Here is a 23,838-nt window from a genome sequence, read left to right as displayed (position 1 = left end):
TGAGGCATACGATAGCATGTTTGAACCTTGCTCAAAATCCCTGCCGTTGTTAGAGTTGTGAGTCTTTCAGACTAGCGGCCGCTCAGGCTAATCTCAGGGTACCCACAATAACATGTTGAAGAAATTTCGAGGTCTGTTTTCAAGTGACCTGTCCATTGATCTGGGCACCGCCAACACATTGATCTACGTACGCGACAAGGATGTTGTTCTGGATGAGCCTTCGGTTGTGGCCATTCGTGTGAACGGCAACCAGAAGTCGGTTGCGGCAGTCGGTACTGATGCCAAGCGCATGCTCGGGCGAACGCCCGGTAACATCACTGCGATTCGGCCGATGAAAGACGGCGTAATCGCCGACTTTCATGTCACCGAGAAAATGCTGCAGTATTTTATCAGCAAGGTACATGACAACAGCTTCATGACACCCAGTCCCCGTGTGCTGGTCTGTGTTCCCTGCAAGTCAACGCAGGTCGAGCGTCGGGCTATCAAGGAGTCGGCAATCGGGGCCGGTGCCCGTGAAGTATATCTGATTGACGAACCCATGGCCGCCGCGATCGGCGCCGGATTGCCGGTGGAAGAAGCCAGTGGTTCCATGGTGGTGGATATCGGCGGAGGGACGACTGAAATCGCCGTGATCTCCCTGAATGGTATTGTCTATGCCGAGTCGGTACGGGTGGGCGGCGACCGCTTTGACGAAGCAATCGTGACCTATGTTCGTCGCAATTACGGCAGTCTGATCGGGGATTCGACCTCCGAGCGTATCAAGCAGGAAATCGGTACGGCGTATCCATCCAGTGAAATACTGGAGATCGATGTGCGTGGTCGCAACCTGGCAGAGGGAATTCCGCGCAGCTTTACGTTGAACAGCAACGAAATTCTGGAAGCGCTGCAGGAACCGTTGTCAGCGATTGTACAGTCGGTCAAGAGTGCGCTTGAGCAGTGCCCCCCCGAACTGGCGGCGGATATTGCCGAGCACGGTATCGTCCTGACCGGTGGTGGTGCCCTGTTGCGCAACATCGACCGTCTGGTCAGTGAAGAAACCGGCTTGCCGGTGATTGTGGCGGAAGACCCGTTGACCTGCGTAGCGCGTGGTGGCGGGAAAGCGCTGGAAATGCTCGATAAGCACACTTTTGAAATACTGACCAGCGAGTGATGGCCGGCGGGTATTGTGACAGCCTGCAGTCTGTGGTGCGGGAGGTGACATATTAATCCGATCTTCCGCGGAGGCGCGCCACGACGCTTGTTTGTTCTGCTGATTCTGTTGGCGAGCCTGTTGATGGTCGTCGATTTGAACTGGCCGAAAATGAAAGAGGGGCGCGCCTGGCTTGCTCTGCTGGTTACGCCGCTGCAATGGGTTGTGGATATCCCGGCTCGAGTAGCGGACGGTCTTTCTGATGTGGTGGTGGATCGTGCCAGACTGGTGCGTGAAAACGAGACATTAAGATCCGAAGCCATGGTGCTGGAACGCAAGGTTCAGCAGATGGCGGCGCTGACTGCCGAGAATATTCGCCTGCGTGACCTGCTGGGGGGCAGCGAGCGCCTGGAGCTGGATACACGGCTGGTTGAATTGATCGGAGTGAATCCCGACCCCTTTCAACATGAAGTCATTCTCAATCGTGGCTCCGAGGATGGCGTCTTTACCGGGCAGCCGGTATTGGATGCCGGCGGTGTCATGGGGCAGGTGGTTTCTCTGGCGCACTATACCAACCGTGCCATGCTGGTGACGGATGCCCGGTCAGCGATCCCGGTTGAAGTAAACCGCAACGGTTTCCGGGCCATCGTATTGGGCAAGGGCGTACTGGATGAGCTGGAGCTGGATCATGTGCCGGATACAGCGGATATTCGAGAAGGCGATCTGCTGGTGACGTCCGGACTGGGCGGGCGCTTCCCGCGTGGATATCCGGTGGCGCGGGTGAAGAAGGTTATTCGTGATCCCGGACGCCCCTTTACGCTGGTCAAGGCAGAACCGGCAGCACGACTGGACCGCAGCCGTCATCTATTGCTGGTGGACTACCGTCCGGAACCGGTCGAAACGGTGCAAGAGGTGGTGGATGAGTGAGCGTCACGGTGGTGGTGGTCTGATCATCTTTGCGACGTTTCTGGTGGGGATGGTATTGAGTCAGTTGCCGCTGCCGGACATGCTGGTTTGGGCTCGACCCGAATGGATTGTGCTGATCCTGATTTATTGGGTCATGGCATTGCCACATCGTATCGGACTGGGCAGTGCCTTTATGCTGGGCGTACTGATGGATGTGGTGCGAGGCAGTGTGCTGGGACTGAGCGCCCTGTCGTTGACGCTGATCGCTTTCTTTGTCCTGGTCCTGTACAAGCGCCTGCGCATGTTCCCGCTTTGGCAGCAGTCGCTGATGGTGCTGGTGCTGGTTGGCATCAATCAACTGCTGTTTCACTGGATGCAGAGCATTACCGGCACCACCGGTGATTCCCTGCTGTTCCTGCTGCCCTCGCTGGTCAGTGCCCTGGTGTGGCCCTGGCTTTATCTGTTGCTGCGTGCCGTGCGGCATACTTTTTATATTCAATGAGTGTCATGCCTGAACTGATTCTTGCCTCCGCGTCACCGCGCCGTCGCGAGTTACTGGCCCAAATCGGTGTAGACTTCCGTTGTTGTGCCGTGGATATCGATGAAAGTGTGCATCCGGGAGAGGCGGCAGAGGACTACGTGGAGCGGCTGGCGCGAGAAAAGGCGGAAGCCTGCCAGCGTCTGTATCCGGAAGCCGTGGTGTTGGGTTCGGATACCAGTGTGGTTGTGGCTGGTCGCATTCTGGGCAAACCGGTCGATGAGGAGGATGCCGTGCGCATGTTGATGATGCTGTCGGGACGGCGGCATCAGGTCATGACGGCGGTGGCGGTTGTGGCCGGGCGGCAGTGCAGCGTCGAGACCGTGGTCACCGAAGTCGCTTTTGTCGAACTGGACGAGGCCCGCTGTCGAGCCTACTGGCGCACGGGAGAGCCTTGTGACAAGGCGGGCGCTTACGGCATTCAGGGACTGGGGGCTGTGTTGGTACAGGAAATCCGGGGCAGTTACTCGGCTGTGGTAGGATTACCCTTGATGCAGACGGCAACCTTGTTACAACGGTACGAGGTCCCGGTCTGGCAGCAGTCATGAATCAATAATAACAGCTGATCGAGGGCATAAAGGATGGGTGAGGAGATCCTGATCAACTTCACGCCGATGGAAACGCGCGTGGCAGTGATCGAAAATGGTATGCCTCAGGAAATTTATGTGGAGCGTGCCAAGCGTCGCGGTATTGTCGGCAATATTTATCTGGGTAAGGTGGTACGCGTTCTGCCCGGCATGCAGGCCGCGTTTGTGGACATCGGCCTGGAGCGGGCGGCGTTTATTCATGTCGATGAAGTGATTGACCAGGGGCTGACGACCGAGCAGCGCAATGCCACGTCCATTGCTCAGGTGCTGCGTGAAGGGCAGTCCCTGCTGGTGCAGGTCACCAAGGATCCGATTGGCACCAAGGGTGCACGCCTGACCACTCATATTTCCATACCGTCTCGTTATCTGGTCCTGATGCCGGGCAGCAGTCATGTGGGTGTATCCCAGCGGATTGAGGATCCCCAGGAACGTGATCGTCTGCGGGGGCAGATGCTGGAGTTGATGCAGGACGAGTCCAGCCCCTCCGAGTGGGGGGTCATTTTGCGTACGGTGGCCGAAGGCGTCTCCGAGATCGAGCTTGCCGCCGATCTGCAATTTCTGCGTCGCCTGTGGGATTCAATCGGACAGCAGATCAAGCAGGTCAAGGCGCCAGCCATTGTGTATGAAGACCTGCCGCTGAACATGCGCGCCCTGCGGGATATGGCGCATACCGGAGTCGAGCGCATCCGTATCGACTCTCGTGAAACCTTCCAGCGCGCCAAGGAGTTTGTACGGGCCCTGGTACCGGAAATCGAGAGCACGCTTGAATACTATCCGGGCGAGCGTCCAATCTTTGACATGTTCAATGTTGAAGAGGAGATGCAAAAGGCGCTGGGACGCAAAGTCGAGCTGAAATCCGGTGGCTACCTGATTTTCGATCAGACCGAAGCGATGACAACGGTGGACGTAAATACCGGTGCGTTCGTTGGCCACCGCAACCTGGAAGAGACCATCTTCAAAACCAACCTGGAAGCCGCTACTGCTATTGGCCGTCAGTTACGGTTGCGTAACCTGGGGGGGATCATCATCATCGATTTCATCGACATGGAAGATCCGGACCACCAGCGTCAGGTTCTGCGCACACTGGAGCGTGTGCTGGAAAAGGATCATGCCAAGTGCAAGGTGACCGGCGTTTCCGAGCTGGGGCTGGTTGAAATGACCCGCAAGCGTACCCGAGAGAGTCTGGAGCAGGTGCTATGCGAACCTTGTAATCATTGTAACGGTCGGGGCTCACTGAAAACGCCAGAAACGGTCTGCTACGAAATTTTCCGTGAAATCCTGCGCCAGCATCGTGCCTATGATACCGAAACCTATCTTGTACTGGCGGCCCAGTCGGTAGTGGATCACCTGCTGGAAGACGCCTCCGATTATGTGGCCGAACTGGAAGACTTTATCGGCAAAACCGTACGCTTTCAGATTGAACCGCTGTATACGCCAGAGCAGTTTGATGTTGTGCTGCGTTAGACAGGCAGAGGCATGCGCCGTCATTTGAGTCGGGCCTGGTGGCTCGGGATTATTGTTCTGCTATTGCTGGCCTTGTTGCTGGCGGCGGCCCGTCTCGGCCTGCAGACGATTGACCGCTGGCGCCCCGAATTACAGGGCGTGCTCAGCGAAGCACTGGGTGCTCCGGTTGAGATCGGGCGATTACAGGGGCAGTGGCATTATGCTCTTCCGGTCTTGAGTGCCCATAACATTGCTATCAGTACCCGTTCGGAAGACGGTGTCGAAGGACACCTCAGGCTGCGGCAGTTGACGCTGGAGCTGGACCCCATCGCCTCCCTGTTGTCGGGGGCATTGATCTTTCATCGCTTTGAAGCGAGTGGTGCCGCCATACGCTGGAACCAGCGCGGCGGTGCCTGGCTGCATCGTCCGGGCGCTGCGCCGGGAGCCGAAGCGTCGGGAGGCGTATCGGCCAGTGCCTGGGAGCGCCTGGCCGCAGTATTGTTACAACAGCCCTATGCCGTTATCCGTGATGCCGAACTGACACTGGTTCCGGAGTCCGGACAAAGTCTGGTGATCACCCCCGCTGATCTGGAACTGGAAAACTCGCCTGCAGAACATCGCCTTAGCGGCCTGTTCCGTATGCCTCTGCTGGGCGAGGCGGCGGAAATGAAGTTTATGGTGGAAACCGACTCCATCCAGCAGCAAGCGCTGGATGCCCGGTATCGCCTGTTTCTGGAACTGGAGCATTTGGGGCCGGAGCTGTTCCGACTGTTTGGCCGGCAGCTGGGAATCGAGCAGCTTGATGTCAGTACGCGGATCTGGGCTGAGCTGGAACAGCGCAAGCTGCTGCATGCCAAGGCCGAGGTGAGCCTTGCGCAACTGGACCTGGCCGCAGCGGGCGTACCTTATCCCCGCTCGGGGCGTTTCGATGCCAGTCTGCAGCCGAAAGGCGAGGAGTATCAGTTGCAGATCAGCCGGTTGCAGCTGGAGCATGAGCAGGCCCGGCTTGACTTGCCGCTGGTGATGGCGCAGGGGCCGTTGTCCTTGCCTCCAGAGCATTGGCAACTGGGGGTAGCCGAGCTGGATCTGGGCCGTTTATCGAGCTGGCTGCGTCAGGCTCCGGGCATGCCTGAATCGGCTGCCCTGTTGCTGGATGAGCTGCGGCCAGAGGGACAGTTGCGCCCATTGACGATCCACAAGCCCGAAGGAAGCGGCTGGCAAGATATGCGTTTGGCGGCGGACCTTGAAGAGGTGAGGGTATCGGCCTGGGCCGGTGCGCCGATGCTGGCGGGTATTAACGGCCGCCTGGAAACCGGCCTGAAGCAGGGACGAGTCGACCTGATCAGTGAAGACTTTGCCATGCATTTCCCCGAGCTGTTTCCCGACACCTGGCGTTATCCCGAAGCCCGAGGGCGCGTGACCTGGCAGCTGAGTGACCAGGGGGTGCATGTCGCCAGTGAGCGTTTACAGCTGAAGGATCGTCATGTGCAGGCAGCGGGGCGCTTCAGCATGGATCTTCCGTTTGATCGGCGGCGCCAGAGTGAGCTGGTACTGTTGATCGGCATGACTGACAGTGATGGTTCTCAGGCATCCATCTATACCCCGGCAAAAGAGGTTGGGGTGGAATTGCAGCAGTGGCTGGCACAGGCAATACAGGGTGGGCGGCTGCGCCAGGGCGGTTTTTTGTTGCGGACCGGGACCCGTAATAACGGCGCGCCACGCTCACCGGTTGCACAGCTGTTCTTTGATGTCGAAGACGGAAAACTGGCGTACCAGCCGGGTTGGCCTGCTGTTGAACAGGCTGATCTGTTTGTGCTGGTGCGTGATAACGGTGTCGCCATCAATATCAATCAGGCCCGTCTGCTGAACAGCGAGGTCGTTTCAGGGTGGGCGTACTTGCCGCCGAATGGGCGCACATTACAGGTGGAAACCCTTCTGAAGGGGCCGCTGGGGGACCTGGATCAGGTGTTGAAGCAGACTCCGCTGGCGGATGTGTTGGGATCATCGATACAGGACTGGTCGCTGTTGGACGGACGGGCCGAGAGCCGGCTCGGGCTGCAGATTCCGTTGCAGGACAAACCGCCACAGGTGGCGTTGTCCGTTTCTCTGCAGCAGGGGCAGTTGGCAGGTCAGGCCGGCGCTCTGCAGATCAGTGATATTGAAGGTCGATTGCACTACAGCAGCGAGCAGGGGCTGACGGCCGACCGGTTGCAGGGACGCTTCCTCGGACAGCCGGTCAGCGCCCGTATTACGAATGAGCGGGCACATTATCGGATTCACCTGCAGGGGCGTTCCGAGATGCAGCAGCTGCAGAGCTGGCTGGCGCTGCCGGTGCTGTCTCATGCTCGCGGTGTAACGCCCTGGCAGGCCGTTGTGGATATTTGCGAGCGGGTCGACTGCCCTCGGTTGGATGTGACAACGGCCCTGGAAGGGATCGCGCTGGATCTGCCGGGAATACTGGCCAAACGAGCCGAGCAGTCGGCACCGATGGAGCTGGCCCTGTCTCTGGTACCTGAAGTGAGCCTTGATCGGCTTGATCTGCAGTTGCCTGCCGACGGTATTGCCCCCCTGCAGATCAGGGCGCGACAGGCAGCCGAAGCGCCTCTGACAATTGGACTGGAGCATCCGCAGTTGAGTGGCGAGGTGCGGCTGGCAACAGCGGAGCAACCGGCCGGGTTGAATTTGACGCATATCCAGCTGGAAGCCCTGATGCCGGATACTGATGCTGATGCGGCTGAGGTGCCGAAAACGGAACAGGGGGCTGCTGGCAGCTCGGTTGTTGATTATGTCAGTGATCAGTTACCGGCGCTGGATGTGCGTATCGACGACTTATGGTTTGCCCACAAGCCGTTGGGCGAGTGGCGGTTTGCCTTGCGCCCGGAACCCGGACGAGTGCGCATTGTCGGTCTGGAAGCCTATCCCGAACAACTGGTCCTCAGTGGCGAAGCTGAATGGGTTCAGGGCGAGGCGGGTAATACGGCGATCAGTGTGAATATGGCAGGGGACAATCTTGGGCGTTTTCTCAAAAGCTGGGGCCATGACCGAATTATGGAAACGGGACAGGCCGAGGCGATGCTGCAGTTGCAGTGGCCAGGGGCGCCCTGGCTGTTTGACTGGTCGCGGCTGCATGGCGAGCTGAAATTTGCCACGACGAACACGCGTCTGATTGAAACCGCCGACAGTACCAACCTGTTGCGTGTATTCGGGATTCTGAATTTCAACTCTGTGGCCCGTCGTTTGCGCCTGGATTTCAGCGACTTGCTGAGAAAGGGGGTCAGCTTTGATCGTATCAGTGGTCATTACCGTATAGAAAACGGGCTGGCGACGACGCTGGAACCGCTGCGGATGGAAGGTCCGTCAGCCAACATGACCTTGACGGGGCAGGTTGACCTGGCCGCTCAGCAGCTCGATAACACGGTCGAAGTGGCGCTGCCCATTAGCGGCAATGCGCCGCTGGCCGCGATTCTGCTGGGTGCACCTCAGGTAGCGGGTGCCGTGTTTGTAATAGACCGCCTGATCGGTGACAAGCTGGAGCGTTTCAGCACACTCAAGTATCGACTGACCGGACATTGGGATGATCCGGAGCTGGAGCTGCAGGCGGGCAATGATCGTGACGGGGGCGGGGCGCCGATGGTGCCCGAGGGCACGACCGACTGGCCCGGGTTAAACTGAATAGAGTTCCCTGATATAGCGGAACAGTTTGCGTGCCTGTGTGGGCGGTTGCTCGCGCTGGCGTTCACGCTGGGCATTGCGTACCAGTTGACGCAGGTGCTGGATATCGGCATTTGGATGCTGGTCGATAAAGGCCTGTAGAGCGCTGTTGTCGCCTTCCAGCAAGCGGTCACGCCAGCGTTCCATTTCATGAAACTGCTGGTTGTAGATTGCCGAAGCGGAATCGAAGTGGTCCGCCACCTCGCGGATGGCATCGGCATCGGCAGTACGCATTAGCTTGCCGATATACTGCAGGTGACGGCGCTTGGCACCGTTGGCCTTGATGCGGCCATATTCTTCCAGTGCAAGACGCAACTGGCCGTCGATTGGCAGCTTTTCCTGTTGATCCGGGCGTAGCTCGGCGATGCGTTTGCCCAGCTGCTGCAGATCGTCGGCATCACGCTTGAGGCGCGACTTGCTGAGTGGCAGATCATCCGTTTCGTCGGAAGGGTGAGGGTCAAAGTGGGTCATATTCAATGTCCATCAAGCAAAAAACAGCGTTGCCAGACCCAGAAAGGCAAAAAATCCGACAACATCAGTAATGGTGGTCAGCAGGACACTGCCTGCCAGGGCCGGGTCTATACCAATTGATTTTAGAGCCATTGGCAGCAGGGTGCCAGCCATGGCACCGGCAACGAGGTTGATTACGATCGCCAGCGCAATCACGATGCCGACGGTAATATCCTGGAACCAGAGCACGGCAACCAGGGCGACAACCAGGGCCCAGAGCAAGCCGTTCAGGGTGCCGACAACCAGCTCGCGGTTGAACAGCCAACTGATGTTTGATCGTTCGACATGTCCCAGGGCCTGGCCTCGAATGACCAGCGTCAGGGTCTGGCTGCCGGCGATTCCCCCCATGGACGCCACGATCGGCATCAGGACGGCGAGAGCTACAACCTTGTCGATGGTCTCCTCGAACAGCCCGATCACGGCGGAAGCGATAAAGGCAGTGATCAGATTGATGCCCAGCCATACGGCACGCCGTCGGGTGGTTTTCATGATGGGGGCAAAGGTATCCTCGTCCTCGTCCAGACCGGCCATGCTCATCAGCGAATGGTCGGCATCCTCACGGATAACATCGACCACGTCATCGATGGTGATACGGCCCAGCAGCTTGCCCACGCCATCGGTCACCGGGGCCGAAAGAAGGTCCAGCTGTTCGAACAGGCGGGTGACCTCTTCATCGGGTGTGTCGGCGGCAATGGCTTCGATATCGGTATTCATGATCTCCCGAACAAGAACGTCGGGGTCGGTGGTCAACAGGCGTGTCAGTGGCAGTACGCCGATGTAGGAGCCCTTGCGGCTGATCACAAACAGGGTGTCGGTCGTTTCCGGTATTTCCTTGTGTCGGCGCAGGTAGCGCAGCACGGTTTCGACCGTGATATCCGGGCGGATAGTGACCGTATCGGTGTTCATCAGGCCGCCCGCCGTATCTTCCGGGTAGGACAGCACCTGCTCGACGCGTTCGCGGTTGTCCTGATCCATGATCTGTAGCAGCTCTTTCATGACCCGCTCGGGCAGCTGCTGCAGGATATCGGCCATATCGTCCGTTTCGAGGGATTCCGTGATCGCCAATACCTCGACCGCTTCCATGCGGCTCAGAATCTCGGCCTGAGCATCATCACCCAGATACTGAAGGACCTCGCCTTCCAGATCCTTGTTCAGCAGGTTCCACAGAATCTGACGTTCCCGAGGGGGTGTTTTTTCCAGCAGATGTGCCACTTCAACCGGACGCAGGCCCTTGTTCAGCATGAAGCGGAGCTGCTGCAGCTCGCCGACTTCCAGAGCAGCGCTGAGGGTTTCCAGATTGGAGGGCGTTTCGGGCTGGCTCATCGGCAGTTCTCACTCAGGAGCAGTACGGCAGTGGGATAAAACGGGAATCTGGTGGAGCCGAAATCGTTTACTCGGGTTCGTCGAACCGGTTGTTGATCAGGTACTCCAGTGCATCCAACGCGTCCTGTTCGTCATCGCCGTGCGCGCTGAGTTGCAGTTCGGTTCCCTTACTGGCCGCCAGCATCATGACGGACATGATGCTTTTGCCATCGATCTCGCGGTTATCGCGGGTGATACGGATGTCGGACTGAAACTGGCTGGCCGTGGTCACCAGCTTGGCGGCGGCGCGAGCATGCAGTCCCAGTTTGTTGATAATGGTCAGTCGCTTTTCAATCATGTTGGTGTCCCGCGGCAGGCTGACTCAGTTCACGGTGTAGCACCTGAACATTATCCATATGCGCGCGGAAATAACCAGCCAGTTGCTCGGCTACGTAGACAGAACGGTGTTGCCCACCCGTGCAACCGATGCCGATTGTGATGTAGCTGCGATTGTTGGCCTTGAAGCGAGGCAGCCACTTGTGCACGAATTCTCGAATATCGGTTACCATTTCGGCCACGTCATCGGCCTGGGACAGAAAATCGATGACTTCCCGGTCCCGGCCGGTGAAGCGGCGCAGTTCGGGAACCCAGTAAGGGTTAGGCAGGGAGCGCACATCAAAGGTGAAGTCGACATCCAGCGGAACGCCGTGCTTGAAACCGAAGGATTCGAACTGCAGGGACAGCGTTTGCTCGCTGCGCCCGGCGACGCGCAGCTTGACCTCGTCGCGCAGTTCGTAAAGCGACAGGCGCGTGGTGTCGATGCGAAGGTCGGCCAGATTGGCGATAGGCTCCAGCAATTCCCGTTCGGTACGGATGGCCTGCTGCAGGCTTTGATCGCTGTCGGTCAGAGGATGACGGCGTCGGGTCGCATTGTAGCGTCGCAGCAGTGTTGCATCCCCGGCATCAAGAAACAGGGTTTCCGTGATCAGGCCGGGCTGCTGCCGCAGTTGCTGCATGACGTCCGGGAAACGGAGCAGGTTGCTGGGCAGGTTGCGGGCGTCAATACTGACGGCAATGGCCGGGGCCGGGCGTGATTCGGCGAGCATCAGGCGAATCAACTCCGGCAAAAGTAATGCGGGCAGGTTGTCGATGCAGTAGAAACCGACATCTTCAAGTGCCTGCAGGGCGGTACTTTTGCCCGAGCCGGAGCGGCCGCTGAGAACGACCAGGCGCATGTTATCGCTCCTGACACAGGCGTTGAACGCGGGCAAGCAGGCTCTCGGAGTCCTCGCAGGCACGTAACGCTTCGCGTGTTTCAGAGTGGTTAAACAGTTCTGCCAGGCCTGCCAGAGTCTGGAGGTGTTCATCGGCACCCTGTTCGGGGACCAGCAACAGGCAGACAAGGTCTACGGGGCGGTTGTCGATGGCGTCGAAGTCGATCGGGGAGGCCAGCGTCATGAGCATGCCGACGGCCCGCTCAACCCCAGCCATTCGACAGTGCGGGATGGCGACGCCTTCACCGATACCGGTGCTGCCAAGGCGTTCGCGATTAATAAGGCCGCTGAAGATATCCTCAGCGGCCGGGCCATCCAATTGTTCCGCGATTGTTTGACTGGCGAGTTCGAGGACTCGCTTCTTGCTGACCACATCCGCATGGCAGAGAGTGAGGGACGGGGTCAGCAGTTCTGATAGTTGCATGTCGTGACGTGCTGCTACCGGTTATTTATGGGATTTCAGTTTTTCTTTGTGCTTGATGATCTGGCGATCCAGTTTGTCGACCATACCATCAATTGCGGCATACATGTCATCATGCTCGTGGGTCGCGAACACCTCACCACCTGCCAGGTGGATGGTGGCTTCAGCGGCGCGGCGCTGCTTTTCAACACTGAGGGTGACCTGAGCATTAGTGATGTTATCGAAGTGGCGTTCCAGACGGTCAAACTTGGTGCGTACGTACTCGTCCAAAGCGCCTGTCAGTTCGACGTGATGGCCAGTGATGTTGATCTGCATGGTTTTTCTCCTCGTCATGGACACGTTCTTTCCGTGTGCCTTTGTACTTCCATTAAACCAGACGCTTGCGCTCATTAGAAGGCGGAATGTTCATTGCTTCACGATATTTTGCAACGGTGCGCCTGGCGACATTGATTCCCTGTTCTTTTAACAGCTGAGCAATCCTGTTGTCACTGAGTGGTTTGGCAATATTTTCATTGTTGACCAGTTTCTTGATCAGGGCCCTGATTGCGGTGGAAGAGGCGGCGCCACCGTCGGCAGTACCGACGTGACTGGAGAAAAAATACTTGAGTTCGAAAATGCCGCGCGGAGTGTGCATGTACTTCTGTGTGGTTACCCGTGAAATAGTGGATTCATGCATGCCTACGGCTTCGGCAATATCATGCAGAATCATCGGTTTCATGCCTTCTTCGCCTTCCTCGAAGAAATCGATCTGGCGTGCGACGATCTCGGTGGCGACCTTGAGAAGGGTTTCATTGCGGCTGAGCAGGCTTTTCAGAAACCAGCGGGCTTCCTGCAGGTGGTTCTTCAGGTAGGTGTTATCGGCACTGTTGTCGGCGCGACGAATCAGGTCGGCGTACTGTGTATTGATCCGTAGTCGTGGGGATGCCTCTGCGTTCAGGGTGACACTCCACTGTCCCTGATGTTTGCGTACCATGACATCCGGGATAACGTACTCCGGTGGTTCGGAGCTGATCAGGGTGCCGGGCCTGGGGTTGAGGCTTTGAATCAGGCCGATGATCTGTTGCAGGCTTTCCTCGCGCAAACGGAGGCGGCGCATCAGGGTGCGGTAGTCATGGCTGCCGAGCAGGTTCAGATGGTCGCGTACCAGACGGAGGGTATCCTGCAGTAGCGGGGTGTCCTCCGGCAGCTGGCGCAGTTGCAGCTGCAGGCACTCGCTGAGGTCACGGGCGCCGATGCCTGCCGGGTCGAACTGCTGCACGCGGCGCAGAACCGCCTCGACCTCGTCGAGGTCAATATCGGCGAACAGCTCGGGCTCGCTTTGGTGAAAGTGCTCCAGTACTTCGTCGGTTGTGGTGCGCAGGTAACCATCGGCATCCACCGCATCGATCAGCGCGAGGGCCACCATGCGGTCACAGTCGTTCATGGGGGTCAGGTTCAGCTGCCACAGCAGGTGGTCCTGCAGGTCCTCTTCCATGCTGTCGTTGTCACCGGGCTCCCAATCGCTGTCGCGGTCGGGTCCCGGTGAGCTTTGGTGCTGAAAGGTATCATCCCACTGGCTGTCGGTGGCCAGTTCGGTGGGGATCTGTTCGTTCCAGGTCTCTTCGCTGGTGCTGTCGTCCCAGTCCCGTTCGTCATCGGAGGCTGGCTGTTCATCGGCCGTGACGCTGTCGTGTTCGGCAGTATCGCTGTTTTTGTCGGGCTCGCTGTCCGAGATCTCCTGCTCCTCATCCATTTCAAGCAGGGGGTTGCTGTCCAGTGCTTCCTGAATTTCCTGTTGCAGGTCCAGAGTCGACAGCTGCAGCAGGCGGATTGCCTGCTGCAGCTGCGGCGTCATAGTCAGCTGCTGGCCGATTTTTAGTTGTAACGACTGCTTCATATGTAAACTGCCGAATTAACCGAAGAGAAAATTGACCGGGAGAATTTGCTCAAAGGGAGAACTGTTCGCCCAGATACGCGCGGCGAACCTGTTCGTTATTCAGAATTTCCTGTGGGGTGCCCTGAGCCAGGATGCCGCCTTCACTGACGATATAGGCTTGTTCACAGATATCAAGCGTTTCGCGTACGTTGTGGTCGGTGATCAGAATGCCGATGTTGCGTGACTGCAGGTGGCGAATAGTCTGTTTGATGTCACTGACCGAAATGGGGTCAACGCCCGCGAAGGGTTCGTCCAGCAGGATAAAATCAGGCTCGGTCGCCAGGGCGCGTGCGATTTCAACACGTCGGCGCTCACCTCCTGACAGGGCCATACCCAGACTGTCACGCAAATGAGTGATGTGGAACTCTTCCAGCAGCTCTTCCAGCAGCTCCCTGCGCTGGATCGCGCTGAGTTCCTTGCGTGTTTCCAGGATAGCCATCAGGTTGTCGTGCACGCTGAGTTTGCGGAAAATGGAGGCTTCCTGGGGCAGGTAGCCAATACCCTGCCGGGCTCTTTCATGCATGGGCAAGCGGGTGACATCGTCCTGGTCGATGCGAATCTGGCCGTGATCGGCATTGATCAGGCCGACAATCATGTAGAAGCAGGTGGTTTTGCCGGCCCCATTGGGGCCTAACAGGCCGATGATCTGGCCACTGCTCATCTCCAGCGAAACATCGCGCACCACCTGACGGCCCTTGTAGCTTTTTGCCAGGTGTAGTGCCTGTAGGTGTTTGACCTGGGCGGACATCAGTTGCCTCCGCTTTTCGGCTGGATAACCATCTGCACGCGCTGGCCAGAATCCTTGTCGCTGCCATATGCGTTCACCAGCGATTTTTCCATGTTATAGACGATACGTTCACCAGTGAAGGTGTCACGCTCCTGATCGACGCGGGCAGACTCGGTAATCGTGACTTCCTGTTGGGCGACACGGTAGTCCATGCGTTTGCCGTAGGCCTTGGTCAAGGGCTGTTCCTGACTGGGTTTCTGCTGGAACTGTGCGGGGCTGCCGGTGGAAATAATGCGCTGGACGCCGGCATCGTTGCGGTGCAACTCAACCCGAGCGCCACGAATCACCATGGTGCCCTGAACGATTTCAACATTGCCGGTATATACGGTGACACCGGTCAGTTCGTTCATGCTGGCATGGTCGGCGCTGATGCGAATCGGCTGCTCACGATCTTCGGGCAGGGCCTGAGCCAGGGAGGGCAGGGCCAGAAGGGCGATCAAAAATACAGGTCGAAGCTTATTGTACATGGTATTCACCCTTCACGTTCGAGAGCAGTTCTATCCGTTGTTGGTCAAAAAACAGGTCCATGCCGACGGCTGAAGTTGTGTCCGTGCCGCGCAACATTTGCACCGGATCGTCGGTGTGCGCATAGTCGCGAGGAGGGTACAAAGTCATGCGGTCGGTTGTCATCAGGGCCCCAGGGCCCGCGGTCGGATTATCATGAAGCTGAACATTGCCTGCAAGCAGGATCTGTTCCTGAGAGTCGGGCAGGGTGCCCTCGTCGGCATTCAGAAGATAGAATCCGCCATCGCCGCGAGGCATCTGCACCTCTGGAGTGCTCAGGTGCATTTCTTCCCGGGCCGGGTAATGCCGCATCAGTGGCGTCGTCAGAACCTGGCCGATACTGCCATCATCCTGCCAGCGGGTAATTTCGGCGTTGCGGATAAAAAAATCCACCTGTTCAACCGGGCCGGCAGCAGAGGAGGGTTCACTCTGATCGGGTGTGACCAGCCCCCACCACAGAAGAGGGGCGGCAATCAGTACAGCGGCAATCAGTAGGCGTTGGCGCTGACTCAGCATCCACGATACTCCGCATATATGGTGTCCAGTTTGCCTTGGGCCGCGAGAATCAGTTCACAAAACTCGCGAGCGGCTCCCTGACCGCCGGCGGCACCCGTGACCCAGTCGGCTTCCTTGCGTACCAGGGGGTGTCCGTTGGGTACGCTGGCCCCGAAGGCGCTGGCCCGGATGGCAGAAAGGTCGGGCAGATCATCGCCGATATAGGCGGTTTCGGCAGCGCCATGGCCATTCTGGGACCAGAGTTCTTCCAGTGCCACCAGTTTGTCCTCACGCCCCTGGCGCAGGTAGGTGATGCCCAAGGCCTCGGCTCGGTGCTCGACCTGGGGCGAGCGACGACCGGTGATGATGGCGGTTTCGATGCCGCAACGCTGCAGCAGCTTGATCCCCAGGCCATCCAGGGTGTGGAAGCTCTTGATCTCGCGACCGTCGGCCAGAAAGTGCAGGTGACCATCAGTGAGGATGCCGTCCACGTCGAAAACGGCCAGGCGAATATTGGTCAGCGCGGTGCGCAGTTTGGGAGAGAGGCTGTCGAGGTGCATCAAATCACTCCTGCCTTGAGCATGTCATGCATATTGAGAGCGCCCACGGGGCGGTTCTGTTCATCAACGACCAGCAGCGCATTGATCTTGCATTTCTGCATCAGGCTCAGTGCCTCGGCGGCCAGCATGCCTGGTCGAATGCTGGTACCGCCGGCGGTCATGACGTCCTTTATCAAGGTAGTGGCCAGGTCGACACCCTGATCCAGAGTACGGCGCAGGTCGCCATCAGTGAATACACCCAGCAAGCGTTGCTGATGGTCGGTGACGGCGGTCATGCCCAGATGCTTGCGCGTCACTTCCAGCAGCGCTTCGCGTACAGGCGTGTTGGATTGAACGACCGGGATGTCGGTGCCGGTGTGCATAATGTCATCCACCTTGAGCAGCAATCGCCGCCCCAGGCTGCCTCCGGGGTGCGAAAATGCAAAGTCCTCACTGCTGAAACCGCGAGCCTCCAGCAGTGCGATGGCCAGCGCATCCCCCAGCACCAGTTGAGAGGTCGTGCTGGACGTCGGTGCCAGACCCAGTGGGCAGGCTTCACGGTCAACCGGAATGTGCAGGTTGGTGTCGGCGCTGCGTGCCAGAGTAGAGCCGGCATTGGCGGTCATGCTGATGAGCGGAGCACCCATGCGCTTGATCAGAGGCAGGATCGTGACGACTTCGGCGGTTTCACCCGAGTTGGACAGGGCCAGGACAACATCGTCACCGGTAAACATGCCCAGGTCCCCATGGCTGGCTTCGCCGGGGTGGACAAAAAAGGCAGGCGTACCGGTACTGGCCAGGGTGGCTGCAATCTTGTTGCCCACATGGCCCGACTTGCCCATGCCGGTAACAATGACGCGCCCTTTGCAGTTGAACATCGTTGTGCACGCCTGATTGAAGCTTTGGTCCAGGTGGTTGAGCAATTCCTGGACGGCTTCCAGTTCCAGCCGGATGGTCTGGCGCCCTGAATTCAGATAGTCGGTGGCTGTCATGGGGTCTGATCTCTGCCTTTAAACGCAATTGCAAAACGCTATTCTACCTCAGAGCCCGGATGAGCACGAACCCCGCAATATCGGTTTAGATTCACGTTTGCATGTGAGAGTGGTATATTTTGTCGTCAATTTCAGGCCGGTGCACATGTGGACCGGCAATATGAAGAAAGGAAGCAGGAGTTTCAGGTCAATGAAGCCTGAGCACGATAGCATTATCGATATTCGCGGACTGAGTTTCTTGCGCGGCGAACGTGCAATCTTCGATTCCGTGGATATCCGCATTCCCCGCGGCAAGGTGACCGCGATCATGGGACCGTCCGGCACCGGCAAGACCACACTGCTGAAGCTGATCGGCGGTCAGTTACGCCCTGATGGCGGCCAGATCCTGTTGGACGGTATGGATATTCCCCGCTTGGGGCGTCGCGAGCTGTTTGAAGCGCGTGAGCGGATGGGGATGCTGTTTCAGAGCGGCGCCCTGTTTACCGACATGAGCGTGTTCGAAAATGTGGCGTTTCCGCTGCGGGTGCATACGGAACTGCCCGAGGACATGATCCGGGACGTGGTGTTGATGAAGCTGCATGCCGTTGGCCTGCGGGGAGCACGGGACTTGATGCCCAGCGAACTGTCGGGCGGCATGGCACGCCGTGTTGCCTTGGCGCGGGCAATCGTGTTGGACCCGGATATCGTCATGTACGATGAGCCCTTTACCGGTCAGGACCCGATTGCCATGGGAGTTCTGGTGAACCTGATTCGTCGACTGAACCAGGCGCTGGGACATACCAGTATTATCGTGTCCCACGACATCAATGAAACGCTGGGCATCGCGGATTACATTTACCTGTTGTCGGACAGCCGGGTGATTGCTCAGGGAACACCGGAAGAGCTGGCTCAGGTCGACTCTGAACAGGTGCGCCAGTTCATGCAGGGATTGCCCGACGGCCCTGTGCCTTTCCATTTCAAAGCGCCTGATTACCGTCAGGATCTGTTACAGGAATACTGATTATGTTGGATGTCCTGCAAAGGCTGGGACGGGGAGCTCTCTCGCGCCTGGCCAGGGTGGGTCGCGCCGGGCAGATACTGCTGCAGTCGCTGCTGGCGACCCCTCAGCCGCTGATTATGGTGCCGCTGGTATTGAAGCAGATCTACTTTGTAGGCGTGCTGTCGCTGGTGATCATCGTTGTGTCCGGTGGTTTCATCGGCATGGTGCTGGGGCTGCAGGGCTATACCATCCTGGTGGATTACGGCTCCGAACAGGCGGTCGGGCAGATGGTGGCGCTCAGTCTGGTGCGGGAGCTGGCGCCGGTAGTGGCAGCCCTGCTGTTTGCCGGTCGTGCCGGTTCGGCTCTGACCGCCGAGATTGGCCTGATGAAAGCCACCGAGCAGTTGGCCAGTCTGGAAATGATCGGTGTGGACCCCTTGCGCCGCATTGTGGCTCCCCGTTTGTGGGCGGGTTTTATCTGTATGCCGATTCTGGCGATCATCTTCGCAGTGGTCGGCATCTGGGGCGGCTCTTTGGTCGCGGTTGACTGGCTGGGCATTTACGAAGGTTCTTTCTGGGCCAATATGCAGCAGTCGGTCGATTTTTACGACGATGTCCTCAACGGCATCATTAAAGCGGTCTGTTTCGGGATAGTAGTGACCTGGATAGCCGTATTTGAGGGATATGATTGTATCCCGACTTCCGAGGGAATCAGTCAGGCGACGACCCGTACTGTAGTGTACTCATCGCTGGCGGTGCTGGGACTGGATTTCATCCTGACAGCATTGATGTTTGGAGAACTGTAAACATGCGTATGCGAACCGTTGAAATAGGCGTAGGGGCATTCATGCTGGCGGGTATTCTGGCGCTGGTTGTGCTGGCCCTGAATGTCAGCGGACTCAAGCTGTCGGAACAGGCCGGAAGCTATAAAGTGTATGCCCGCTTCGATAACATCGGAGGCTTGAGGCCGCGTGCCAAGGTGGCCATGTCCGGCGTGCAGATCGGCCAGGTCAAGTCGATTCGGATCGATAAAAATCTGTTGATGGCTGAAGTTGAAATGGAAATTTTCAACGATGTGGACTATCTGACCGTTGACAGTTCTGCCAGTATCCTCACGTCGGGGCTGCTGGGCGAGCAGTATATAGGGGTGGTTCCGGGAGCGGAGGACGATGTGCTGGAAGAAGGTGCCTTTATTCAGGACACTCAGTCGGCACTGGTTCTGGAAGAACTGATCGGTAAATTCCTGTTCAACAAGGTAAGCGAGTAACATGATGAAACAATGGATAAGCGCTGTGCTGGTAGCCGCCACTTTGTGGGTGAATCCGGCCGTTGCCGAAGCCAGCTGGCAGGAAGCCAGTGAAGTGGTTGATGCGGCGACACGGGACATGCTGGCCCTGATGGATCGTGAGGAGCTGACCAAGGCCAAAAACACCGAATTGCTGATGCAAGAGGTTGAAACCATCATCGCACCGGTGGTGGATTTTCCGTACATCGCCAAAAGTGTCATGGGCAAATACTACCGTCGGGCGTCCGAAGCCGAGCAGGAGCGTTTTGCTCAGGTCTTCAAGACCACGCTGCTGCGTACATATGCCAAGTCGATTGCGGGTTTCGAACTGAAAAAATACCGCATTCAGGCTCCGGCCGGCGAAAGCCCGGAACCGGAAAAGCAGGTTGTCAGTGTGGAAGTGCAGGCCAAAAACGGCGAACTGTATACACTGGTGTACTACATGCTGAAGCAGGAGCAGCGCTGGACGCTGGTGAACGTGATGGTTGATGGTATCAACCTGCGCATTACCTTCCGTAATCAGTTCTCGGACCTGTATCAGCAGAGTGGCAGTGTTGGCGCCACGATTGAAGCCTGGGCGAGCAAAATGCAGGATATGAGCCTTGAAGATGCGAGCAGTGGCAATGGCCGTAGCAAAGGTTGAGACAGCGTCGAAGGAGCGGGTAAGAATCAGTGGCGATCTGACGTTCGCCACTGTCCTGAGTATACGTGCACCGCTGCTGAAACAGTTGCAGGCATGCGGACCCCGGTGCCTTCTGGATCTTTCCGGCGTGGAACGGGTGGACAGTTCGGCACTGTCTCTGTGGCTGGTGTGCCAACGCCAGGCGCAACGCCTGGGGCAGGAGTTGGTGCTGGAGGGCGTCCCCGCCGATTTTGATGCCATTGCCGGCCTTGTCGGACTGGCAGCCGAGTTGCCCAGAGGCAGCTGATCGCCTTTTGTCCCGTGTTTCGGTATGATTTCGCCATTATTCTGAGTACACGTTAGGCAGGGGAGTCCCGCATGCAGGCTGAAGAAGTCAAACAGGTCCTGGAGCAGCAGCTGGAAGGCTGCACTGCATATACTGAAGGTGAAGGCTGTGATTTCAGTGTTACGGTGGTAGGTGAGGTGTTTGCCGGCCTGAGCCCCGTGAAGAAGCAGCAGCTGGTTTACGGTTGCCTGAGCGAGCAGATTGCCAGTGGCGCCATCCATGCGGTCACGATCAAAACCTACACCCCGGAGCAGTGGGCTGCGCTGAGCTGAAGCCACACAGGAAACCCTGATGGACAAACTGATTATTGAAGGTGGCGCCTGCCTGAACGGTGAAGTTCGCATTTCCGGTGCCAAAAACTCGGCCCTGCCGATTCTGGCCGCGACACTGCTGGCGGACGAGCCCGTTACGATCTGCAACCTGCCTCATCTGCACGATATTACGACCATGCTGGAGCTGTTGCGCCGCATGGGGGTTGAGCTGGTCATTGATGAAAAACTAAGTGTCGAGTTCGACGCGACCACTATTACAGACCTGTGTGCGCCGTACGAGCTGGTCAAGACCATGCGTGCCTCCATTCTGGTCTTGGGACCACTGCTGGCCCATTTCGGACGTGCCGAAGTGTCGCTGCCTGGCGGTTGCGCCATCGGCAGCCGTCCGGTTGATCAGCATATTCGTGGCCTGGAAGCGATGGGCGCCGATATCAAGGTCGAAAACGGCTATATTCGTGCCAGTGTTGACGGCCGATTGAAGGGGGCCCGTGTCTTTTTCGATATGGTAACGGTGACCGGTACCGAAAATATCCTGATGGCGGCTGCTCTGGCCGAGGGCGAGACCATCATTGAAAATGCCGCTCGTGAACCGGAAATCGTTGACCTGGCCAACTGCCTGAATGCCATGGGCGCCGATGTTCGCGGAGCGGGTACCGATACCATCCGTGTACATGGTGTCGAGTCTTTGAAGGGCTGCCGCTATTCGGTGCTGCCGGACCGAATTGAAACCGGCACCTTTCTGGTCGCGGCAGCCGCGACCGGTGGCAGAGTCAAATGCAAGAACACCCGACCGGATATCCTGGATGCGGTTCTGCAAAAACTGCAAGAGGCGGGGGCCGATATCGAGACCGGCGAAGACTGGATCAGTCTGGATATGCATGGTCAGCGGCCCAAGGCGGTCAGTGTAACGACTGCGCCTTACCCGGCGTTTCCAACCGACATGCAGGCACAGTTCGCGGCACTGGATGCGGTGGCGATCGGGGTGGGCAAAATCCGTGAAACGGTATTTGAAAACCGCTTCATGCACATGCAGGAAATGATTCGCATGGGTGCGAATATTTCCATTGAAGGCAATACCGCAGTCATTGAAGGTGTTGCTCGATTGCAGGGGGCGCCGGTAATGGCGACTGACCTGCGTGCGTCTGCCAGTCTGGTCATAGCGGCCTTGGTGGCCGACGGGGAAACCGAGATCGATCGTATCTACCATATCGATCGCGGCTATGAATGTATCGAAGAAAAACTGCAGCTGCTGGGTGCGCGGATTCGTCGTGTTCCTGGCTAAGTGAGCGAAGAGGTCCATGAAACAACAGCTGACCATTGCCCTGTCCAAGGGGCGTATCCTGAAGGAAACGCTGCCATTGCTGGCGGCCGCCGATATTGTGCCCGCTGAAGATATCTTCAGCAGCCGCAAATTGATCTTCGATACCAATCATGACCATATCAAGCTGGTGGTAATTCGTGCCACCGATGTGCCGACCTACGTGGAGTATGGTGGTGCCGATATGGGGGTGGCGGGCAAGGATGTGCTGATGGAACATGGCGGAGCCGGGCTGTATGAGCCGCTGGACTTGGAAATTGCCAAGTGTCGGCTGATGGTCGCCGGTATGAGGGACGCCGTTCCGGTTGAAGGTCGCATGAAGGTAGCGACAAAATTCGTCAACCTGACACGCGAGTATTTCGCGCGTCAGGGCTGTCAGGTCGATATCATCAAGCTGTATGGTGCGATGGAGCTGGCCCCGATCATGGGGCTGGCGGATCGCATTGTCGACATCGTCGATACCGGCAATACTCTCAGAGCCAACGGACTGGAGCCGATGCAGCATATTGCTGATATCAGCTCTCGGTTGGTGGTGGGGCAGCCATCAATGAAAATGAAACATGCACTGATTCAGCCGATTTTGGACCAGTTGCAGTTGGCGATTGATGTGCGCCGGGAGGCAGAAGCATGAGTAGTGTTTCCATCAAGCGTTTGGACGCCACTCAGGCCGATTTCGAGCAGCAGCTGGAACAGTTGCTGGCCTGGGAAAGTGTTTCCGACGACAAGGTTAACGGCATCGTTAATGAAGTCATCGCGCGGGTGCGTACGGAAGGCGATGCGGCGCTGGTGGAATACACCAACCGTTTCGACCGTACCTCTGCAACCGGCATTCAGGATCTGGAACTGGGTCAGCAGCGTCTGCAGCAGGCACTGGATGGACTGCCGGCCGAGCAGCGTGATGCGCTGGAAACAGCGGCACAACGGGTGCGCGCCTACCATGAGCGTCAGAAGGGTGAGTCCTGGCGTTATACGGAAACTGACGGCACCATGCTGGGACAGCAGATTACGCCCATGGACCGTGTTGGCATCTATGTGCCGGGCGGCAAGGCATCCTATCCGTCTTCGGTGCTGATGAACGCGCTGCCGGCGCATGTTGCCGGTGTGAAAGAGATCATCATGGTCGTACCGACACCGGAAGGCGTGGTGAATGAGCTGGTGCTGGCAGCTGCCGCTTTGGCCGGTGTGGATCGTGTCTTCACGCTGGGCGGTGCTCAGGCGGTTGCTGCGCTGGCGTACGGTACCGAGACCGTGCCCAAGGTGGATAAAATCGTCGGCCCCGGCAATATTTTTGTGGCGACTGCCAAGCGTGCCGTCTTCGGTACAGTGGGAATCGACATGATCGCGGGCCCGTCAGAAATTCTGGTGGTATGCGACGGTCAGACGGATCCGGACTGGGTGGCGATGGACCTGTTTTCCCAGGCCGAGCACGATGAAGATGCTCAGTCCATTCTGGTTTGCCCGGATGCTGATTATATCGATCAGGTGGAAGCCAGCATCAACCGCTTGTTGCCGACAATGGAGCGCCAGGAAATCATCCGTATTTCACTGGAGAACCGCGCAGCGCTGATCAAGGTTGCCGATCTGGAGCAGGCTGCGGAAGTCGGCAATCGCATAGCGCCCGAGCACCTGGAGCTATCGGTGGCCGATCCTGAGGCGCTGTTGCCGCACATTCGTCACGCTGGAGCCATTTTTATGGGGCGTTATACCGCCGAGGCGTTGGGGGATTACTGCGCAGGCCCGAACCACGTTCTGCCGACATCGGGCACGGCGCGTTTTTCGTCGCCTTTGGGTGTCTATGATTTCCAGAAGCGTTCTTCGCTGATCATGTTTTCGGCGGATGGCGCCTCGGAAATGGGTAAGGTGGCTTCAGTCCTGGCGCGTGGTGAAAGCCTGACGGCTCACGCCCGTTCGGCCGAATATCGTATCAAAGACAAGGCCTGATACCGGGACTCTTGTTGCAAAG

The 23,838-nt window shown here is 57.9% G+C and carries 27 protein-coding genes; 15 read left to right on the top strand and 12 right to left on the bottom strand.

Annotated elements, in window-relative coordinates:
* Positions 1-112 precede the first annotated feature (112 nt).
* The 6 genes from H1S06_RS12260 (at position 113) to H1S06_RS12235 (ending at position 8,275) form a co-directional block, all read left to right on the top strand.
* Positions 113-1,150 (top strand): rod shape-determining protein, encoded by a 1,038-nt coding sequence (locus H1S06_RS12260; RefSeq protein WP_181740607.1) that lies wholly within the window; start codon positions 113-115, stop codon positions 1,148-1,150.
* An 87-nt stretch (positions 1,151-1,237) separates the two neighbouring features.
* A complete protein-coding gene (gene mreC, locus H1S06_RS12255) occupies positions 1,238-2,056 on the top strand; it encodes a rod shape-determining protein MreC (protein WP_255483062.1) in 819 nt (272 codons plus the stop codon).
* A complete protein-coding gene (gene mreD, locus H1S06_RS12250) occupies positions 2,049-2,537 on the top strand; it encodes a rod shape-determining protein MreD (RefSeq protein ID WP_181740605.1) in 489 nt (162 codons plus the stop codon). Before mreC ends, mreD begins: the two co-directional genes overlap by 8 nt.
* A 5-nt stretch (positions 2,538-2,542) precedes the next feature.
* Positions 2,543-3,121, top strand: a complete 579-nt coding sequence (locus tag H1S06_RS12245; RefSeq protein ID WP_181740603.1) for a Maf family protein — start codon at positions 2,543-2,545, stop codon at positions 3,119-3,121.
* 33 nt (positions 3,122-3,154) lie between these two features.
* Entirely contained in the window at positions 3,155-4,624 is a 1,470-nt protein-coding gene (gene rng / locus H1S06_RS12240) for a ribonuclease G (RefSeq protein ID WP_181740601.1), read from the top strand.
* Between the two features lie 12 nt (positions 4,625-4,636).
* Complete coding sequence (locus H1S06_RS12235) at positions 4,637-8,275, top strand: YhdP family phospholipid transporter (protein WP_181740599.1); 3,639 nt, start codon at positions 4,637-4,639, stop codon at positions 8,273-8,275.
* Here H1S06_RS12235 and yjgA read toward each other — a convergent pair.
* The 12 genes from yjgA to H1S06_RS12175 all read right to left on the bottom strand — a co-directional run bounded on the left by yjgA (position 8,267) and on the right by H1S06_RS12175 (position 17,053).
* Positions 8,267-8,785 carry a ribosome biogenesis factor YjgA gene (gene yjgA / locus H1S06_RS12230; protein ID WP_181740597.1) on the bottom strand — a complete coding sequence of 173 codons (519 nt, stop codon included), beginning with the start codon at positions 8,783-8,785 and terminating at the stop codon, positions 8,267-8,269. The genes H1S06_RS12235 and yjgA overlap by 9 nt on opposite strands.
* A 12-nt stretch (positions 8,786-8,797) precedes the next feature.
* Positions 8,798-10,147 carry a magnesium transporter gene (mgtE, locus tag H1S06_RS12225; RefSeq protein WP_181740595.1) on the bottom strand — a complete coding sequence of 450 codons (1,350 nt, stop codon included), beginning with the start codon at positions 10,145-10,147 and terminating at the stop codon, positions 8,798-8,800.
* A gap of 67 nt (positions 10,148-10,214) precedes the next feature.
* Complete coding sequence (locus H1S06_RS12220; protein ID WP_181740593.1) at positions 10,215-10,484, bottom strand: HPr family phosphocarrier protein; 270 nt, start codon at positions 10,482-10,484, stop codon at positions 10,215-10,217.
* On the bottom strand, positions 10,477-11,361 hold the full coding sequence (gene rapZ, locus H1S06_RS12215; protein ID WP_181740591.1) for an RNase adapter RapZ: 885 nt from the start codon (positions 11,359-11,361) through the stop codon (positions 10,477-10,479). The genes H1S06_RS12220 and rapZ overlap by 8 nt, the downstream gene beginning before the upstream one ends.
* 1 nt (position 11,362) lies before the next feature.
* Positions 11,363-11,824: a PTS sugar transporter subunit IIA gene (locus H1S06_RS12210; protein WP_181740589.1), complete on the bottom strand. Its 462-nt coding sequence runs from the start codon at positions 11,822-11,824 to the stop codon at positions 11,363-11,365.
* Between the two features lie 21 nt (positions 11,825-11,845).
* The gene (hpf, locus tag H1S06_RS12205) at positions 11,846-12,136 is read right to left on the bottom strand and encodes a ribosome hibernation promoting factor (RefSeq protein ID WP_181740587.1); all 291 of its coding nucleotides are present in this window, start codon (positions 12,134-12,136) and stop codon (positions 11,846-11,848) included.
* A 52-nt stretch (positions 12,137-12,188) separates the two neighbouring features.
* Positions 12,189-13,697 (bottom strand): RNA polymerase factor sigma-54, encoded by a 1,509-nt coding sequence (locus H1S06_RS12200; protein WP_181740585.1) that lies wholly within the window; start codon positions 13,695-13,697, stop codon positions 12,189-12,191.
* Between the two features lie 49 nt (positions 13,698-13,746).
* A complete protein-coding gene (gene lptB, locus H1S06_RS12195; RefSeq protein ID WP_181740583.1) occupies positions 13,747-14,484 on the bottom strand; it encodes an LPS export ABC transporter ATP-binding protein in 738 nt (245 codons plus the stop codon).
* Complete coding sequence (gene lptA, locus H1S06_RS12190; protein ID WP_181740581.1) at positions 14,484-14,990, bottom strand: lipopolysaccharide transport periplasmic protein LptA; 507 nt, start codon at positions 14,988-14,990, stop codon at positions 14,484-14,486. Before lptA ends, lptB begins: the two co-directional genes overlap by 1 nt.
* Complete coding sequence (gene lptC, locus H1S06_RS12185; RefSeq protein ID WP_181740579.1) at positions 14,980-15,543, bottom strand: LPS export ABC transporter periplasmic protein LptC; 564 nt, start codon at positions 15,541-15,543, stop codon at positions 14,980-14,982. The genes lptA and lptC overlap by 11 nt, the downstream gene beginning before the upstream one ends.
* Complete coding sequence (locus tag H1S06_RS12180; RefSeq protein WP_181740577.1) at positions 15,537-16,082, bottom strand: KdsC family phosphatase; 546 nt, start codon at positions 16,080-16,082, stop codon at positions 15,537-15,539. Before H1S06_RS12180 ends, lptC begins: the two co-directional genes overlap by 7 nt.
* A complete protein-coding gene (locus tag H1S06_RS12175; protein ID WP_181740575.1) occupies positions 16,082-17,053 on the bottom strand; it encodes a KpsF/GutQ family sugar-phosphate isomerase in 972 nt (323 codons plus the stop codon). Before H1S06_RS12175 ends, H1S06_RS12180 begins: the two co-directional genes overlap by 1 nt.
* 190 nt (positions 17,054-17,243) lie before the next feature.
* Between H1S06_RS12175 and H1S06_RS12170 the strand changes: the two genes are divergently transcribed.
* From H1S06_RS12170 to hisD, 9 genes are all read left to right on the top strand, one after another.
* Positions 17,244-18,053, top strand: a complete 810-nt coding sequence (locus H1S06_RS12170; protein ID WP_181740573.1) for an ATP-binding cassette domain-containing protein — start codon at positions 17,244-17,246, stop codon at positions 18,051-18,053.
* Positions 18,054-18,055: 2 nt separating this feature from the next.
* A complete protein-coding gene (mlaE, locus tag H1S06_RS12165; protein WP_181740571.1) occupies positions 18,056-18,838 on the top strand; it encodes a lipid asymmetry maintenance ABC transporter permease subunit MlaE in 783 nt (260 codons plus the stop codon).
* Between the two features lie 2 nt (positions 18,839-18,840).
* Positions 18,841-19,299, top strand: coding sequence for an outer membrane lipid asymmetry maintenance protein MlaD (gene mlaD / locus H1S06_RS12160; protein ID WP_181740569.1), 459 nt, complete (start codon positions 18,841-18,843; stop codon positions 19,297-19,299).
* A gap of 1 nt (position 19,300) precedes the next feature.
* Positions 19,301-19,960 (top strand): MlaC/ttg2D family ABC transporter substrate-binding protein, encoded by a 660-nt coding sequence (locus tag H1S06_RS12155; protein ID WP_181740567.1) that lies wholly within the window; start codon positions 19,301-19,303, stop codon positions 19,958-19,960.
* Positions 19,941-20,246 (top strand): STAS domain-containing protein, encoded by a 306-nt coding sequence (locus tag H1S06_RS12150; RefSeq protein ID WP_181740565.1) that lies wholly within the window; start codon positions 19,941-19,943, stop codon positions 20,244-20,246. Before H1S06_RS12155 ends, H1S06_RS12150 begins: the two co-directional genes overlap by 20 nt.
* 71 nt (positions 20,247-20,317) lie before the next feature.
* Positions 20,318-20,557: a BolA family protein gene (locus H1S06_RS12145; RefSeq protein ID WP_181740563.1), complete on the top strand. Its 240-nt coding sequence runs from the start codon at positions 20,318-20,320 to the stop codon at positions 20,555-20,557.
* A 19-nt stretch (positions 20,558-20,576) separates the two neighbouring features.
* Positions 20,577-21,839, top strand: coding sequence for a UDP-N-acetylglucosamine 1-carboxyvinyltransferase (gene murA / locus H1S06_RS12140; RefSeq protein WP_181740561.1), 1,263 nt, complete (start codon positions 20,577-20,579; stop codon positions 21,837-21,839).
* Between the two features lie 16 nt (positions 21,840-21,855).
* A complete protein-coding gene (gene hisG / locus H1S06_RS12135; protein ID WP_181740559.1) occupies positions 21,856-22,506 on the top strand; it encodes an ATP phosphoribosyltransferase in 651 nt (216 codons plus the stop codon).
* Positions 22,503-23,816 carry a histidinol dehydrogenase gene (gene hisD, locus H1S06_RS12130; RefSeq protein ID WP_181740557.1) on the top strand — a complete coding sequence of 438 codons (1,314 nt, stop codon included), beginning with the start codon at positions 22,503-22,505 and terminating at the stop codon, positions 23,814-23,816. Before hisG ends, hisD begins: the two co-directional genes overlap by 4 nt.
* Positions 23,817-23,838 lie beyond the last annotated feature (22 nt).

Origin of the sequence: Marinobacterium marinum (genome assembly GCF_013868415.1) — a bacterium.
Taxonomy (GTDB): domain Bacteria; phylum Pseudomonadota; class Gammaproteobacteria; order Pseudomonadales; family Balneatricaceae; genus Marinobacterium; species Marinobacterium marinum.
This window is presented reverse-complemented; position numbering and strand designations above follow the sequence as displayed.

Excerpts from the sequence above, each read along its gene's own strand:
- H1S06_RS12260 (WP_181740607.1), top strand. The coding sequence starts at position 113 with ATGTTGAAGAAATTTCGAGGTCTGTTTTCAAGTGACCTGTCCATTGAT.
- mreD (WP_181740605.1), top strand. The coding sequence starts at position 2,049 with ATGAGTGAGCGTCACGGTGGTGGTGGTCTGATCATCTTTGCGACGTTT.
- H1S06_RS12245 (WP_181740603.1), top strand. The coding sequence starts at position 2,543 with ATGCCTGAACTGATTCTTGCCTCCGCGTCACCGCGCCGTCGCGAGTTA.
- rng (WP_181740601.1), top strand. The coding sequence starts at position 3,155 with ATGGGTGAGGAGATCCTGATCAACTTCACGCCGATGGAAACGCGCGTG.
- H1S06_RS12235 (WP_181740599.1), top strand. The coding sequence starts at position 4,637 with ATGCGCCGTCATTTGAGTCGGGCCTGGTGGCTCGGGATTATTGTTCTG.
- yjgA (WP_181740597.1), bottom strand. The coding sequence starts at position 8,785 with ATGACCCACTTTGACCCTCACCCTTCCGACGAAACGGATGATCTGCCA.
- mgtE (WP_181740595.1), bottom strand. The coding sequence starts at position 10,147 with ATGAGCCAGCCCGAAACGCCCTCCAATCTGGAAACCCTCAGCGCTGCT.
- H1S06_RS12220 (WP_181740593.1), bottom strand. The coding sequence starts at position 10,484 with ATGATTGAAAAGCGACTGACCATTATCAACAAACTGGGACTGCATGCT.
- rapZ (WP_181740591.1), bottom strand. The coding sequence starts at position 11,361 with ATGCGCCTGGTCGTTCTCAGCGGCCGCTCCGGCTCGGGCAAAAGTACC.
- H1S06_RS12210 (WP_181740589.1), bottom strand. The coding sequence starts at position 11,824 with ATGCAACTATCAGAACTGCTGACCCCGTCCCTCACTCTCTGCCATGCG.
- hpf (WP_181740587.1), bottom strand. The coding sequence starts at position 12,136 with ATGCAGATCAACATCACTGGCCATCACGTCGAACTGACAGGCGCTTTG.
- H1S06_RS12200 (WP_181740585.1), bottom strand. The coding sequence starts at position 13,697 with ATGAAGCAGTCGTTACAACTAAAAATCGGCCAGCAGCTGACTATGACG.
- lptB (WP_181740583.1), bottom strand. The coding sequence starts at position 14,484 with ATGTCCGCCCAGGTCAAACACCTACAGGCACTACACCTGGCAAAAAGC.
- lptA (WP_181740581.1), bottom strand. The coding sequence starts at position 14,990 with ATGTACAATAAGCTTCGACCTGTATTTTTGATCGCCCTTCTGGCCCTG.
- lptC (WP_181740579.1), bottom strand. The coding sequence starts at position 15,543 with ATGCTGAGTCAGCGCCAACGCCTACTGATTGCCGCTGTACTGATTGCC.
- H1S06_RS12180 (WP_181740577.1), bottom strand. The coding sequence starts at position 16,082 with ATGCACCTCGACAGCCTCTCTCCCAAACTGCGCACCGCGCTGACCAAT.
- H1S06_RS12175 (WP_181740575.1), bottom strand. The coding sequence starts at position 17,053 with ATGACAGCCACCGACTATCTGAATTCAGGGCGCCAGACCATCCGGCTG.
- H1S06_RS12170 (WP_181740573.1), top strand. The coding sequence starts at position 17,244 with ATGAAGCCTGAGCACGATAGCATTATCGATATTCGCGGACTGAGTTTC.
- mlaE (WP_181740571.1), top strand. The coding sequence starts at position 18,056 with ATGTTGGATGTCCTGCAAAGGCTGGGACGGGGAGCTCTCTCGCGCCTG.
- mlaD (WP_181740569.1), top strand. The coding sequence starts at position 18,841 with ATGCGTATGCGAACCGTTGAAATAGGCGTAGGGGCATTCATGCTGGCG.
- H1S06_RS12155 (WP_181740567.1), top strand. The coding sequence starts at position 19,301 with ATGATGAAACAATGGATAAGCGCTGTGCTGGTAGCCGCCACTTTGTGG.
- H1S06_RS12150 (WP_181740565.1), top strand. The coding sequence starts at position 19,941 with ATGGCCGTAGCAAAGGTTGAGACAGCGTCGAAGGAGCGGGTAAGAATC.
- H1S06_RS12145 (WP_181740563.1), top strand. The coding sequence starts at position 20,318 with ATGCAGGCTGAAGAAGTCAAACAGGTCCTGGAGCAGCAGCTGGAAGGC.
- murA (WP_181740561.1), top strand. The coding sequence starts at position 20,577 with ATGGACAAACTGATTATTGAAGGTGGCGCCTGCCTGAACGGTGAAGTT.
- hisG (WP_181740559.1), top strand. The coding sequence starts at position 21,856 with ATGAAACAACAGCTGACCATTGCCCTGTCCAAGGGGCGTATCCTGAAG.
- hisD (WP_181740557.1), top strand. The coding sequence starts at position 22,503 with ATGAGTAGTGTTTCCATCAAGCGTTTGGACGCCACTCAGGCCGATTTC.